Source organism: Subtercola frigoramans, assembly GCF_016907385.1.
Lineage (GTDB): Bacteria > Actinomycetota > Actinomycetes > Actinomycetales > Microbacteriaceae > Subtercola > Subtercola frigoramans.
Window position 1 is genome coordinate 693,296 of the sequence record NZ_JAFBBU010000001.1, and the last position, 14,534, is coordinate 707,829.

Consider the following 14,534-nt stretch of genomic DNA (forward strand, 5'->3'; position numbering starts at 1 on the left):
CAAAGCAGGCAGAGAGGGTGAGTCGAACAGCGAAAACCTAGGAGCGTGTCTTATCGAATTCCCAAGGAGAAGCTATGAATCAGCTGTGCCTGAGAGCTTGCTCAGAGAAATGGGCTGCGTCGATTCACAGACCACGCGTAGGCAGTTCATAGACTTGTCATAGAAAAGAACGATTACCTAGGGGCTGTGACCATAGACAACTCAAGGCTTCCCTCCAGTTCCTCGGCGAGCAGGCCGCGACTCTCGCGAGCCGACGGCTCGCCGGTGCGTGCACTCGTCGTCGACGACGAGCCCACCCTGACAGACCTGCTGTCGATGGCCCTGCGCTACGAGGGATGGGACGTCAAGACGGCCAGCGAGGGCCGCCAGGCCGTGACGCTGGCCCGCGAGTTCCGACCCGACGTCATCGTGCTCGACGTGATGCTCCCCGACATCGACGGCCTCCAGGTGCTGTCTCGCGTTCGCGGCGACGGGCAGGAGACCCCTGTTCTCTTCCTGACGGCCAAAGACTCGCTGGATGATCGGATCGCCGGCCTCACCGCGGGCGGCGACGACTACGTCACCAAACCGTTCAGCCTCGAAGAGCTGGTGGCGCGGCTTCGCGGACTGCTCCGCCGTTCGACCGTTCTCGTCACCGACGCCGTCGACCCGGAGGTCGTGGTGGGCGACCTCGTGCTGAATGAAGACAGCCACGAGGTCCACCGCTCGGGTGAGCCGATCGAACTCACCGCCACAGAGTTCGAGCTGCTGCGTTTCCTCATGCGAAACCCCCGCCGGGTGCTCAGCAAGGCCCAGATCCTCGACCGGGTCTGGAGCTACGACTTCGGTGGCCGCTCGAGCGTGGTCGAGATCTACATCTCGTATCTTCGCAAGAAGGTCGACGCCGGTCGCCCGCCGATGATCCACACCGTGCGCGGCGCCGGCTACATGCTGAAGACCGCGCCGTGACCCTGCGCCGCCGACTCGTTCTGAGCGTCGGCGCCCTGATCGTTCTTCTCGGGCTGGCCATCGGGCTGGTGAGCACGCTCACCCTCAATGGCGTGCTCGTGAACAAGCTCGACGAGCAGCTCCCTGGCGGCTCATCGAGCAGCGCGGGAGGGCCTCCGCCGGGCGGAACCTTCACCCTGCAACTCCGCGGCGGTGACCTCTCGACCTTTCTCGACCGACAGCCGCTTGGAACGGTCGGGGTGATCAGCTCCGGTGGCCAGGTGCTGTACTCCGGCACCGTGATCAGCTCCTCGAGCGCCACCTCCTTCGGAGGAACGGAGGTGGTTCCTCTCGCGACCGCTCGCGCCCTGCAGCTCGCCGCAGTGACTCCCGGGCAGAAACCGACCACTGTCGACCTCGGGACCGGGCTCGGCCAGTACCGCGTCATCTCGCTCGAGACGACCAATGGCTACACCGTCGTGCTCGGCCTCTCCCTGGCTCCCGTCCAGGCGACCGTCACGCAGCTCGCCATCACCACCGTTGTCGTCACCCTGGCCGGCCTCCTCATCGCGGTGCTGCTCGGCAGCCTCATCATCACTCTTGCCCTCCGCCCCCTGCAGCGGGTCGCCGACACGGCAGCCCACGTGGCAGAACTCCCGCTCGACCGTGGCGAGGTCGCCCTCGCCGTGCGCGTCCCCGAGCGAGACACCAACCCGAAGACCGAGGTCGGCCGGGTCGGCAACGCCCTGAACCGGATGCTCGAACACGTGTCGTCTGCGCTCACCGCGCGGCAGCAGTCCGAAGACAAGGTGAGGCAGTTCGTGGCCGACGCCAGCCACGAGCTGCGTACCCCTCTTGCATCGATCAGAGGGTACGCCGAGCTCACCCGGCGACAGGACGAAGCACTGCCCGCCGACGTGACGCACTCACTCAGCCGAATCGAGTCGGAAGCGACTCGGATGACCTCTCTCGTCGAAGACCTGTTGCTGCTCGCCAGGCTCGACTCGAGCCCGGATGTCGCGCATGACACTGTCGACCTGACGCTCACTCTCGTGGATGCCGTCAGCGATGCTCACGCGGCCGGGCGCGACCACGACTGGATCCTCGACCTGCCCGAAGAACCGGTCGAGGTCGAAGGAGATGCTGCACGTCTGTACCAGATCACCGCAAACCTGCTGGCGAACGCCCGCGTTCACACCCCAGCCGGCACGCATGTGACGGCTGGGCTCGAGGAGATCGTGGTCTCCGGGAAGAAGTTTGCCGTCATCAGCGTCGCCGACGACGGCCCCGGAATCGATCCTGCGGTCATGCCGACGCTCTTCGAGCGTTTCGTTCGCGGTGACGTGTCGCGCTCGCGGCATGCCGGCAGCACCGGCCTCGGCCTGGCGATCGTGTATGCGGTCGCGGAGGCGCACGGAGGCACTGTCACTGTTGAGAGCGTGCCGGGTAACACGGTGTTCCGGGTGATGTTGCCTCTGACCTATGCCGCCCCCACTGCAACAACGACCTGATGCATCCAGCGTGCGTGTCACCACACGGGCCGGATGATCGTCCCGACGGAACTCGATGACCATGCCGTTCACGCGCCAGAGGTAGAGAATGGTTCCGTGAGCTCCTCTCTGCACGCCATCACCCGACCGATCCTGCGCCAGCAGTGGCGCAACCTCACGTTCCTCCACTGGCGCATAGACAGCGCAGTCGCAGCGTCCCTCATGCCCCAGGGAATCGTTCCCGACGAATTCGACGGCAGTTCGTGGGTCGGGCTCGTGCCGTTCACGCTGAGAAACACGCAATTCGGCCCTTCCCCGGCCCTTCCGTTCTACGGAACGTTCCACGAGACCAATGTGCGTCTCTATGCCCGCGATGCAGAGGGGCGCAGGGGGGTCGTCTTTCTCTCGCTCGAGGCCGAGCGCCTCGCGGCAGTGATCGGTGCACGGGTGGCCTTCGGGCTGCCGTACATCTGGTCGCACATGCGCGTTCGCAAGACCGGGGGAACGATCGTCTACACCTCGCGCAGGCATTCGACGCCTCGGGGTGAGGTCGATTCTGCAGTGTCGGTGCGGCCGGGCGCGCGCATCGAGCATCCGGATGCCCTGGCCGACTTTCTCACCGCCCGCTGGGCGCTCTTCTCGAGGCACCTCGGCCGAACGCTCTACCTGCCGAACAACCACCAGCCGTGGCCGTTGCAGGAGGCGGAACTGCTCGACCTCTCCGACACGCTTCTCACCCGAGCAGGGCTCCCGGGTGTGACCAACAGGCCCCCCGACTCGGTGCTCTTCTCCACCGGAGTGGACGCGATCTTCGGCCGCCCCCAGCCCTTCGACGCCGGCGAGTTGCGCATGGGGGCAGCGACAGGCTAGTCTGATCGAAGCCAAAGACCGCTGGTCATCGGTGTGCGCAAATTCGTGAGAACGAACACGTGCGCTCCGGTCGAAGTTTCGCAGAAGCGAAGCCCGCGCAGGTGTTCGAAGTCAGTTTCTTCGGGTTGTGAGTGACCACGGTCATCCATTCCAGCTGAAATCCAAGCTCCGCACTCCTGTGCCGGAGCTTTTTTTGTTGTGTTACCGGGGCTGCCCAGCACAGTTTTTCAACGAAAACTATTTATCCAAGGAGCGCCATGGCGAACAAAGAAGCCACGGTTGCCGAACTCTCCGAACTTTTCGAGAGCTCGACCGCCGTTCTGCTTACTGAGTACCGCGGTCTCACTGTTGCGCAGCTGACAAAGCTGCGCCGTTCGATCAGTGAGCACGCCACCTACGCCGTGGTAAAGAACACGCTGACCAAGATCGCGGCCAACAAGGCCGGCATCACTTCGTTTGACGACGAACTGGTGGGTCCATCCGCTATCGCTTTCGTTCACGGTGACCCCGTGACCGTGGCAAAGGCTCTGCGCGACTTTGCCAAGGCAAACCCTCTTCTGAGCGTGAAGGGCGGTTACTTCGACGGTAACCCGCTGACCGCTGAAGAGGTCAACAAGCTCGCCGACCTCGAAAGCCGGGAGGTGTTGCTGGCGAAGTTCGCCGGTGCCGCCAAGGCTTCGCTGTTCGGTGTCGCCTATCTGTTCAACGCACCGCTCTCGAAGGCCGTTCGCACGGTCGAGGCGCTACGCGAGAAGCAGGAGTCCGGCAACTAGGTTGTGGCCCCGTGCATTCCCGCACGCGAGTCGCATCTGACCGTCGGTAGTAAACACAAACCAACACAAGGAGAAAAAAATGGCAAAGCTGTCACAAGACGAGCTCATCGATGCCTTCAAGGAGCTCACGCTCATTGAGCTCAGCGAGTTCGTGAAGAAGTTCGAAGAGGTCTTCGAGGTCACCGCTGCTGCTCCCGTGGCAGTCGCTGCTGCCGGTGGCGCTGCTGCGGCCGTCGAAGAGGTCGAAGAGAAGACGGCGTTCGACGTCATCCTCGAGGCCGCTGGCGAGAAGAAGATCCAGGTCATCAAGGAGGTGCGCGCTATCACCAGCCTCGGCCTCGGTGAGGCGAAGGCACTCGTTGATGGAGCACCCAAGCCTGTTCTCGAAGGCGTCAACAAGGAAGCTGCCGACAAGGCAGTCGCCCAGCTGCAGGCAGCCGGCGCGACGGTTACCCTCAAGTAACTCCGCTTCACAGCTCTCGCTCAAGGGGCGCCAGGTTGAAAATCCTGGCGCCCCTTTTGTTTTGCTGGATGAGAGCGCGATCATTTACTGTGTAGTATCCCAGATAACGATTCGGCAACGGGTCGGATAAATGCCGAAACGGGCTTGCCCCAAGCTCGCAAGGAGCTTAGTGTTTGTCACTGGAAGCGCTTGCTATTTCGATAACAACCGCAGTTCGCGTGCTTCCCAACCGTACTCAATGAGGAGGAAATCCATGAGACTCACCCGTGACAAACGAGTGATCATCCCTCTGGCAGGCTTGGCCGTTCTGGGTCTTGCGCTGACAGGCTGTACCGGTGACGCGCCGGCTTCGTCTGGCGGCACTGCCGCAGCAGGTTGCGAAGACTACGCAAGCTACGGCACCTTCACCGGTTCACCCACGGTGAGCATCTACTCGACGATCGTCGACGTCGAGGCAGATCAGCTGAACCAGTCCTGGGCCGATTTCGAGAAGTGCACCGGCATCACCATCAAGTACGAGGGCAGCCAGGAGTTCGAGACCCAGATCAACGTTCGCGCGCAGGGTGGCAACCCGCCCGACCTCGCGATCTTCCCGCAGCCGGGCCTGCTCGCCTCCATGGTGGCCGGGGGCTACCTCAAGGCCGCGCCCCAGTCCGTCTCTGACAACGTCGACAAGAACTGGTCCGCTGACTGGAAGAAGTACGGCACCGTTGGCGGCACCTTCTACGGCGCACCGCTGATGGCCAGCGTCAAGGGCTACATCTGGTACTCGCCGACGTTCTTCTCGAGCAATGGTTACACCATCCCGAAGACCCTCGACGAGCTGAACACCCTCACTGCGAAGATCGCGGCCGACGGCAAAGCCAAGCCGTGGTGCGCAGGTTTCGCATCGGGTGAAGCCAGCGGATGGCCGGGCACCGACTGGATCGAAGACGTCGTGCTTCGCCAGGCAGGCCCCGACGTCTACGACAAGTGGGTCACCAACGACGTCAAGTTCACCGACCCGCAGATCACGAAGGCATTCGACTACGTCGGCAACTTCCTGAAGAACCCGGCCTATGTGAACGCCGGCTTCGGCGACGTGACCAGCGTCAACTCGACGACCTTCCAGGACGCCGGTCTGCCGATCCTCCAGAGCCAGTGCGCAATGATGCACCAGGCTTCGTTCTACGAGGCACAGTGGCCCAAGGGTACGAAGGTCGCTGAAGACGGAGACGTCTACGGCTTCCTCATGCCTCCTGCTGCAGCAGGTGGAGCACAGGCTGTCACCGGTGGTGGCGAGCTCGTCGGCGCATTCAAGACGAGTGACCAGATCACCGCGGTGCAGACCTACCTCTCGAGCGCGCTGTGGGCAAACAACCGCGTCAAGCTCGGTGGTGTCATCAGCGCAAACAAGGGTCTCGACCCGGCCAACGCCCAGTCGCCGCTGGCTGTGCAGAGCATCAAGATCCTCCAGGACCCGAACACCACGTTCCGGTTCGACGCGTCTGACCTGATGCCCGCTGCCGTCGGCTCGAACTCCTTCTGGAAGGGCATTGTCAACTGGATCAACGGTGACAGCACCCAGACGGTGACCGACTTCATCCAGTCGACCTGGCCGACGAAGTAGCACCTCACTAACCAGTGCACACGAGATTGCTGCGCGGTACCCGAAGTGGTGCCGCGCAGCAATCTCGCTTTGGTCCAACGACGTATCTAAAGGGGTGAGCCATGACAACCGCCGACCTAATCAACAAAATCGTTCAAGTAGTAGTGGCACTTGCGGCCTTCGCCGCGGTGATCGGTCTACTGCTGTTTCTCATCGACCGGGCACCGAAGAAGCGAAAAGATGTCGTTCAACTCATCGGTTTCGTGACTCCGGCGTTCCTCTTTCTCATCATCGGTCTCGTGTATCCGGCCATCAGAACGGCGATCGCCTCGCTGTTCGACGGCAGGGGCAACTTCATCGGCGGAGAGAACTTCGTGTGGGTCTTCACCCAGCCCGACTCGCTCGTGAGTCTTCGCAACACGATCATCTGGGTCATCCTGACCCCACTGGCTGCGACCGCGATCGGCCTGGCCTACGCGGTCTTCATCGACAAGTCCCGCGGTGAGCGCTACTTCAAAGCGCTCGTCTTCATGCCGATGGCGATCTCGTTCGTCGGTGCGAGCATCATCTGGAAATTCGTGTACGAGTACCGGCCCACCGGTGTGAACCAGATCGGACTCCTGAACCAGATCGTGGTGTGGCTGGGCGGTGAACCTGTGCAGTGGTTGCAGTCCGTTCCGGCGAACACCCTGCTCCTGATCGTCGTCATGGTCTGGATCCAGACCGGGTTCGCCATGGTGGTGCTCTCTGCTGCGATCAAGGGTGTTCCGACGGAGATCATCGAAGCGGCCCAGCTGGATGGCACCAACGCGTGGCAGCGTTTCACGAATGTCACCATCCCGGGCATCCAGAGCTCGCTCGTCGTGGTCGTGACGACCATCTCGATCGCCACACTGAAGGTCTTCGACATCGTGCGAACGATGACGGCCGGCAACTTCGACACCAGCGTGCTCGCGAACGAGATGTACACCCAGGCCTTCCGTGCTGGTGAACCGGGGAGGGGCTCAGCACTGGCGCTGATCCTTTTCGTGCTGGTTCTGCCGATCGTCATTTACAACGTGAGAGTCTTGCGCAAGCAGAGGGAGATCCGATGAGCGTCGCACCAGTCGAGCTTCCAATCCCGGGTGGAGCCACCCGGTCGCTCGAAGAAGAGTATGTCGCCGCCACCACGAAGACGGCCAGAGTCAAGAAGAACCTCACCTCGCGCTGGGCAACCGTTGCAGCCCTGGTGATCGCCGTCGTCTGGACCATTCCGACCTTCGGCCTGCTGCTGTCGTCGTTCCGGCCCGAGGTGCTCATCAAGACCACGGGCTGGTGGACGATCTTCACCAACCCGGGTCTCACCCTCGACAACTACAAAGAGGTGCTGTTCGCCTCGTCGTCGAGCGCGCCGCAACTGGGCCAGTACTTCGTCAACTCGATCGCCATCAGCATTCCGGCGACCATCTTCCCGTTGATCCTGGCCTCGATGGCTGCCTACGCGTTCTCGTGGATGAAGTGGAAGGGGCGTGACGTCGTGTTCATTCTCGTCTTCGCGCTCCAGATCGTGCCCTTGCAGATGGCGCTGATCCCCCTTCTGCAACTCTTCTCGAAGGGTATCCAGATCGGAAGCGCAACCATCATCCCGCCGATCCCGACCGGAACGTATGCGCAGTTGTGGATCGCCCACACGGCGTTCGCTCTGCCGCTGGCGATCTTCCTGCTGTACAACTTCATCTCGCAGGTTCCCGGCGAAGTGATCGAGGCAGCCCGAGTCGATGGGGCGTCGCACGGCCAGATCTTCCTGCGGATCATCATTCCGTTGGCGATGCCGGCACTCGCCTCGTTCGCCATCTTCCAGTTCCTCTGGGTGTGGAATGACCTGCTCGTCGCGTTGGTGTTCTCGGGTGGTTCGCCAGAAGTGGCGCCGCTGACCCAGCGGCTGGCAGAACTCACCGGTAGCCGGGGCAGCGAATGGCAGCGCCTCACGGCCGCCGCCTTCGTCTCGCTGGTCGTGCCGTTGATCGTGTTCTTCAGCCTTCAGCGCTACTTCGTGCGTGGCCTGCTGGCCGGCTCGACGAAGGGCTGATGGGGCCGCGGAGCAGCGTAGCCTGAACCCATGAGTTCAGTGGGTCGCGGTGGTCGTGGTGGTGCCGGTGGTTTGATGGGCGGCGGTGACGTCCAGGCACAGAAGGCACGGAATGCCGATGCTCCGAAGGTCGACAACCTCTTCGGGCGCATCACCCAGCTGTTCGCTCCGTACCGGCCGCAGATCGCCCTCACGGTCGTTCTGGTTCTGGTGGCGGCGGCACTGTCTGTAGTGCCGCCGCTGCTCACCCAGAGGGCGTTCGATGACGGGCTGTTTCCCGTTGCGGGCGGCGGGCCGAACGTGCCGGTGCTGACCGGCATCATCGCCTTGATGATCGTGATCTATGTCGTCTCGACCCTGCTCGGAGTCTGGCAGACCTACCTCACGGCGACGGTCGGCAACAAGGTCATGGGCGCGATGCGCGTCAGTCTGTTCACGCACCTGCAGGCGATGGAACTCAGCTTCTTCACGAAGACGAAGACGGGCGTCATCCAGTCGCGGCTGCAGAACGATGTCGGCGGCGTGGCAGCGGTTCTCACCAACACCATCTCGAGCGTGCTCGGCAACACGGTCACGGTGATCGCCGCCTTCGTCGCCATGTTGCTGCTGAACTGGCAGCTCACCGTCGTTGCGATCATCCTCATGCCCATCCTGGTGATCGCCCAGCGCAAGGTGGGCCAGGTTCGCGCCCGGATCGCCACCAAGACGCAGGAATCGCTGTCTGACATGACGGCCATCACCCAGGAGACACTGAGCGTTTCGGGCATCCTGTTGTCGAAGAGTTTCAATCGTCAGAACAGCGAGATCGCCCGGTATTCGAAGGAGAACGACAACCAGGTGAGGCTCCAGGTGAGCCAGCAGATGAGCGGCCAGTGGTTCTTCGCCATGGTGAGCATCTTCCTTTCGAGCATTCCTGCGATCGTCTACCTCGTCGCCGGCCTTCTGTTGAACAACGGCGCTGCCGACATCACCGCAGGCACAATCGTTGCGTTCACCACCGTCCAGGCTCGGTTGCTGTTCCCGCTCCTGGGGTTGCTGCGAGTCGCGCTCGATCTGCAGACCTCCGGCGCACTCTTCGCCCGGATCTTCGAATACATGGATCTGGTGCCCTCGATCGTCGACGGCCCGGATGCTCGTGACGTGCCCCGGCCGGCGGCTGATTCTCTCGGCGCTGCTTCGCTGCACCAGGAGCCGCTGGGCAGGGTGGCGTTCGAGGATGTCTCCTTCCGTTACGCCGATGCCTCGCCGACCTCGAGGCCCACACTGGGAGGAATCACCTTCGACATCGAACCGGGCCAGTTCGCGGCGTTCGTGGGGCCGTCAGGGGCAGGAAAGACGACCATCTCCTCGCTCATCCCACGGTTCTATGAAGCCACGGGTGGTCGGGTGCTGTTCGCCGGAGTGGACGTCCGCGAGCTCCGCCAGGAATCGCTCGTGTCGCACCTGGGGATCGTGAGCCAGGAGACCTATCTCTTCCACGCGACCGTGGCCGAGAACCTCCGCTACGCGAAGCCCGACGCGACACAGGCCGAACTCGAGGAAGCGGCGACGCTGGCGAACATCCACGATCGCATCATGAGCTTCGACGACGGCTACGACACGATGGTGGGGGAGCGGGGGTATCGTCTCTCGGGCGGTGAGAAGCAGCGCATCGCGATCGCGAGGGTTCTGCTCAAAGACCCCGCCGTGTTGATTCTCGACGAGGCGACGAGCGCACTCGACTCGATCTCCGAGCGCATCGTGCAGTCGGCGCTCGACACGGCAGCGCGGGGGCGCACCACCATCGCCATCGCACATCGTCTCTCGACGGTCGTGGCGGCCGACGTGATCTTCGTCATCGAAGATGGGCTGATCGTCGAGAAGGGCACGCATGCAGACCTGCTCGAGCGCGGGGGTGCGTATTCGGCCCTGTACGCGGAGCAGGTCTCGGTACGGTGACCCGTGCGTTCAGCGCTCGCAGTGCACGGGAACCCGGGTGACAGGTAACACGGAAATCTGCGCTGGTACGTTTAAGAGGTGAAATACGCTGAAAACGTGCTCGACCTGATCGGCAACACTCCTCTGGTGAAACTCAACCGGGTGACCGACGGCATCGCCGCCACGGTACTCGCGAAGATCGAGTATCTGAACCCCGGCGGTTCGGCCAAGGACCGCATCGCGATCCGCATCATCGATGCCGCAGAGCGTGATGGATTGTTGAAGCCAGGCGGCACCATCGTCGAGCCGACCTCGGGTAACACTGGAGTGGGCCTGGCGCTCGTGGCCCAGCAACGCGGCTACCGCTGCGTCTTTGTGCTGCCCGACAAGGTCGGCGAAGACAAGCGCAACGTGCTGACGGCGTACGGCGCCGAGATCGTTGTCACTCCGACGGCAGTTCCCCCCGATCATCCGGATTCGTACTACTCGGTCTCTGACCGCCTTGCTGCCGAGATCGAGGGCGCATTCAAGCCGAACCAGTACGCCAACCCCAATGGCCCGCTGAGCCACTATGAGTCGACCGGGCCAGAGATCTGGCGCGACACCGACGGGCTCGTGACGCACTTCGTGGCTGGGGTTGGCACCGGCGGCACGATCAGTGGTACCGGCCGGTACCTCAAAGAGATCTCGGATGCCCGGGTGCAGGTGATCGGGGCCGACCCCGAAGGTTCGGTGTACTCCGGCGGCACGGGGCGCCCCTACCTCGTCGAAGGCGTCGGAGAGGACTTCTGGCCAGCGGCCTACGACCCGAGCGTCGTCGATGTCGTGATCGCGTCGAACGATGCGGAGTCTTTCGAGATGACCAGGCGGCTGGCGCTCGAAGAGGGCCTGCTCGTCGGGGGCTCGAGCGGACTCGCCGTCTCGGTGGCGCTCAAAGTCGCGAAAGACCTCCCTGCTGACGCTGTCGTAGTTGTTCTGCTCCCCGACGGCGGTCGCGGGTACCTCGGCAAGATCTTCAACGAGAAGTGGATGAGGTCGTACGGCTTCAGCGACGAGTCGACCGAGAGCACGGTGCGCGAACTCATCAGCCTGAAGAGTGGGGCCCTGCCCGACCTCGTTCACGCGCACCCGACCGATACCGTGCACGATGCGATCGGCATCATGACGAAGTACGGCGTTTCACAGCTGCCCGTGCTGAGCGCGGAACCACCCGTCGTGATCGGCGAGGTCGTTGGTTCGCTCAACGAGCAGGCGCTGCTCGAGCAGGTCTTCAGTGGGGCTGCGAGCATGACAGACAAGGTCGGCGGGTTCGCCAGCGACGCGCTCCCGCTGATCGGAATCAACGAGTCGGTGGGTGCGGCCAGGCAGGCGTTCCGCTCGTCGCAGGCGCTTCTGGTCGTCGACGACGGCAAGCCTGTCTCCGTGATCACCCGGCAGGACCTGCTGAGCTTCCTGAGCGAATAGCCGCTCCACACACCTACGAACCGCGCCGCACCGGCGCTTGAGGACACACCATGCCGAACAAGCAGCACTTCGAGACACTCGCCATCCACGCCGGCCAGGAATTCGACCCCACCACGGGCGCCATCATTCCGCCGATCTACCAGACGTCGACCTTCGTGCAGAACGGGATCGGAAATTTTCGCGGCGGCTACGAATACGCACGCGGTGGTAACCCCACCCGTACCTCCCTCGAAACTTTAGTGGCCGCACTCGAAGGAGGAGCCCACGGGTTCTCCTTCGCCTCGGGGCTCGCCGCCGAAGACGCGCTCTTGCGCGCAATCCTGGAGCCCGGTGACCATGTGGTGCTCGGCAATGATGTCTACGGTGGCACTCATCGCCTCATCAACAAGATCCACAGCAGGTCGGGTATTGAAAACGACACCGTCGAGATGATGGATCTCAATGCCGTGCAGAAGGCCGTGGTCAAAGGCAAGACGAAGGTGCTCTGGCTCGAGACCCCGAGCAACCCGTTGATGAAGATCAGCGACGTCGGCGAGCTGGCCGAGATCGGCCACGCTGCCGGAGCGATCGTGGTGGTCGACAACACGTTCGCCTCTCCCTACCTCCAGAAGCCGCTGGCGCTCGGAGCCGATGTGGTGGTGCACTCGACGACGAAGTACCTCGGCGGCCACTCCGACGTTCTCGGGGGAGCCCTCGTCATGAACGATGCCGAGCTTGCCGACAAGGTCGGCTTCCAGCAGTTCGCGGCGGGCGCTGTCTCAGGCCCGATGGATGCCTGGCTCACGGTTCGCGGAATCAAGACCCTGGCCGTTCGCATGGACAGGCACAGCGCCAATGCCCAGGCCATCGCCGAACACCTGGTCGGTCATCCGGCAATCGAGCGCATCTACTACCCGGGCCTGGAGTCGCACCCCGGGCACGAGCTCGCGAAGAAGCAGATGTCGGGTTTCGGCGGCATGATCTCCCTGGGAATCCGCGCGGGTGCCAAGGCCGCACGCAAGTTCGCCGAGTCGACGAAGGTCTTCCAGCTCGCCGAGTCGCTCGGCGGTGTCGAATCGCTCATGGGGTACCCCAGTGAGATGACGCACGCCTCGGTGCGCGGCACGGCCCTCGAAGTGCCTGACAACATCATTCGCCTGTCGGTAGGTATCGAGAACGTCGATGACCTGATCGACGACCTCGACCGTGCGCTGCCGAAGCGGTAGCCCGAGCTACGCACGCTGCACGACGAAGCCCCGCCGGTCAACTGGATGACCGGCGGGGCTTCGTCGCTGACTCCGACTGCCTCGTCGTGCCCGAGAACCGGCCGCGACGTGAATCGGTGTGTGAGCTGTTTGTTCTACTTGCCTGAAAGGGCGTGTGCCTTGATCGCGTCGTATTCGACCGAGGTGATCGTGCCGGCGTCGAGGAGTGCCTTCGCCTTGGCGATCTCGTCAGACGGGCTCGAGCCTGCAACCGTGCGGATGTACTGGTCGGTGGCCGACTGGGCTTCTTTGACCTGCTTGACCTGGCGCTCTGCCATGCCGCCGCCACGGGCGATCAGGTAGACCAGCGCCGTGAGGAACGGCACGAAGATCAGGAAGAGGATCCAGATCGCCTTGAAGACACCGTTCAGTTTGTGGTCGCGGAACAGGTCACCGATGATCGCAAAGAGAGCGAAGAGATACGCGATGAACGCGAAGCTCCAGAAGAAGATGCCGATGACGTTCCAGATGTTGTTCCAAAAATCCATGATGAGTGTTCCCCTCGAGGTGCGCGCTGGGCGCGCAGTTCAAACTGTGTGCGATCTGCCGGGAATTCGGCAATTTCTTTCTTACCGTAGCGGGTCTGAGCCTGTGCGTGCAGCCCCTTAACCGAGGGCGAGCATCCCGGCCGCTGACAAGGCGAGCACCAAGCCGACGATCTGTACAGGAGCGATCCTCTCGCGCAACACGATCGCAGCGAGAACGATGGTTCCAGCGGGGTACATCGCCGTGAGCACCGACATGGTGACGAGGTCGCCGAGGTGTATGCCGGTGAGCAGAAGAATGTTGCCCAGGGCGTCGACGATGCCGCACCCGGCAGCGAGCGACACTCCGAGCCTGGCAGCAGATCCGGCCCGTGTTCCGGCGTCGACTCCGGCTCTCCTCCTGCCGGTGGTGAGAGAGATCACCACGACGGCGCCGAACAGCAAGGTCGCATTCACCGCACGGTTGAAGAGCAACGGTACGATTCCGGAGTCTTCTGGAGTCTGGTTGATCAGAATCAGAAAGACCCCGATCATCACTCCCGAACCGATGGCCATACCGACACCACGAAGACTCGGTCGCACAGCACCCTTCTCCGGCACGAAGCCGACGAGCACGACCGCGACCAGCGCAACGGCCAGGCCGAGGTAGCCGACGATGCCGAACCGCGTGCCTGTCAGCAGGCCGGCGATCATCGGGACGATCGCCGAAACGAGGGCAGTGAGCGGCGAGAGGATGCTCATCGGCCCGATGGCGAGGCAGGCATAGAGGAGCGAGAGTGCGATCGCGCCGGCGACGCCGGAGAGTGCTCCCCAGAGCGCTGCCGACCAGCTGAAGGCGCCGCCGACGATCGGGTAGACGGCGAGAAGGATGACGAGCCCGGATGCTGCAGCCAGCGCCGTCACGAGAACCGGGTTGAGGCGTTTCGAGGCCAGTCCGCCGAGAAAGTCGGCAGAACCATAGACGAAGGCGCCCGTGATTCCGAGAAGCGTGGGGATCATGTGACCCGAGCCTAATGCGCTGAGGTTGGTTGAGTAGCCGCGCAGCGGCGTATCGAAACCCCCGCGAATCCGCAGAAGGGGTTGCGACTACTCGGCTTCATCGCCCGATCAACCAGCGATCGTGGCCTGTTGATCGCCCTGTGGAGAGAAGTTCTCCACAGGGTTGAAGTCGCAGCGGACGGCGTGTCAGGAGGGAAACCTAAACTGGACACATGACATTCGACCCTGCTACCCCCGCTCTTGATG

At 63.0% G+C, this 14,534-nt stretch carries 13 protein-coding genes; 11 read left to right on the forward strand and 2 right to left on the reverse strand.

Annotated elements, in window-relative coordinates; translation table 11 throughout:
• Positions 1-186 precede the first annotated feature (186 nt).
• From JOE66_RS03345 to JOE66_RS03395, 11 genes are all read left to right on the forward strand, one after another.
• The gene (locus JOE66_RS03345; RefSeq protein ID WP_305803668.1) at positions 187-948 is read left to right on the forward strand and encodes a response regulator transcription factor; all 762 of its coding nucleotides are present in this window, start codon (positions 187-189) and stop codon (positions 946-948) included.
• The gene (locus JOE66_RS03350) at positions 945-2,438 is read left to right on the forward strand and encodes a sensor histidine kinase (RefSeq protein WP_205106753.1); all 1,494 of its coding nucleotides are present in this window, start codon (positions 945-947) and stop codon (positions 2,436-2,438) included. The genes JOE66_RS03345 and JOE66_RS03350 overlap by 4 nt, the downstream gene beginning before the upstream one ends.
• Before the next feature lie 96 nt (positions 2,439-2,534).
• Complete coding sequence (locus JOE66_RS03355) at positions 2,535-3,287, forward strand: YqjF family protein (protein ID WP_307827031.1); 753 nt, start codon at positions 2,535-2,537, stop codon at positions 3,285-3,287.
• Between the two features lie 257 nt (positions 3,288-3,544).
• Positions 3,545-4,060, forward strand: a complete 516-nt coding sequence (rplJ, locus tag JOE66_RS03360) for a 50S ribosomal protein L10 (protein WP_205106757.1) — start codon at positions 3,545-3,547, stop codon at positions 4,058-4,060.
• A gap of 79 nt (positions 4,061-4,139) precedes the next feature.
• Entirely contained in the window at positions 4,140-4,523 is a 384-nt protein-coding gene (rplL, locus tag JOE66_RS03365) for a 50S ribosomal protein L7/L12 (protein ID WP_205106759.1), read from the forward strand.
• Positions 4,524-4,776: 253 nt separating this feature from the next.
• The gene (locus JOE66_RS03370; protein WP_205106761.1) at positions 4,777-6,132 is read left to right on the forward strand and encodes an ABC transporter substrate-binding protein; all 1,356 of its coding nucleotides are present in this window, start codon (positions 4,777-4,779) and stop codon (positions 6,130-6,132) included.
• 101 nt (positions 6,133-6,233) lie between these two features.
• Positions 6,234-7,205, forward strand: a complete 972-nt coding sequence (locus JOE66_RS03375) for a carbohydrate ABC transporter permease (protein ID WP_205106763.1) — start codon at positions 6,234-6,236, stop codon at positions 7,203-7,205.
• Positions 7,202-8,179 carry a carbohydrate ABC transporter permease gene (locus tag JOE66_RS03380; RefSeq protein WP_205106765.1) on the forward strand — a complete coding sequence of 326 codons (978 nt, stop codon included), beginning with the start codon at positions 7,202-7,204 and terminating at the stop codon, positions 8,177-8,179. The genes JOE66_RS03375 and JOE66_RS03380 overlap by 4 nt, the downstream gene beginning before the upstream one ends.
• Before the next feature lie 30 nt (positions 8,180-8,209).
• On the forward strand, positions 8,210-10,117 hold the full coding sequence (locus tag JOE66_RS03385; protein WP_205106767.1) for an ABC transporter ATP-binding protein: 1,908 nt from the start codon (positions 8,210-8,212) through the stop codon (positions 10,115-10,117).
• Between the two features lie 78 nt (positions 10,118-10,195).
• Positions 10,196-11,560, forward strand: coding sequence for a cystathionine beta-synthase (locus tag JOE66_RS03390; RefSeq protein ID WP_205106770.1), 1,365 nt, complete (start codon positions 10,196-10,198; stop codon positions 11,558-11,560).
• 50 nt (positions 11,561-11,610) lie between these two features.
• A complete protein-coding gene (locus JOE66_RS03395; RefSeq protein ID WP_205106772.1) occupies positions 11,611-12,765 on the forward strand; it encodes a cystathionine gamma-synthase in 1,155 nt (384 codons plus the stop codon).
• A 134-nt stretch (positions 12,766-12,899) separates the two neighbouring features.
• Here JOE66_RS03395 and JOE66_RS03400 read toward each other — a convergent pair whose 3' ends face one another.
• On the reverse strand, positions 12,900-13,292 hold the full coding sequence (locus JOE66_RS03400) for an SHOCT domain-containing protein (protein ID WP_205106774.1): 393 nt from the start codon (positions 13,290-13,292) through the stop codon (positions 12,900-12,902).
• A 117-nt stretch (positions 13,293-13,409) separates the two neighbouring features.
• Positions 13,410-14,288 (reverse strand): DMT family transporter, encoded by an 879-nt coding sequence (locus JOE66_RS03405; RefSeq protein ID WP_205106776.1) that lies wholly within the window; start codon positions 14,286-14,288, stop codon positions 13,410-13,412.
• Positions 14,289-14,534 lie beyond the last annotated feature (246 nt).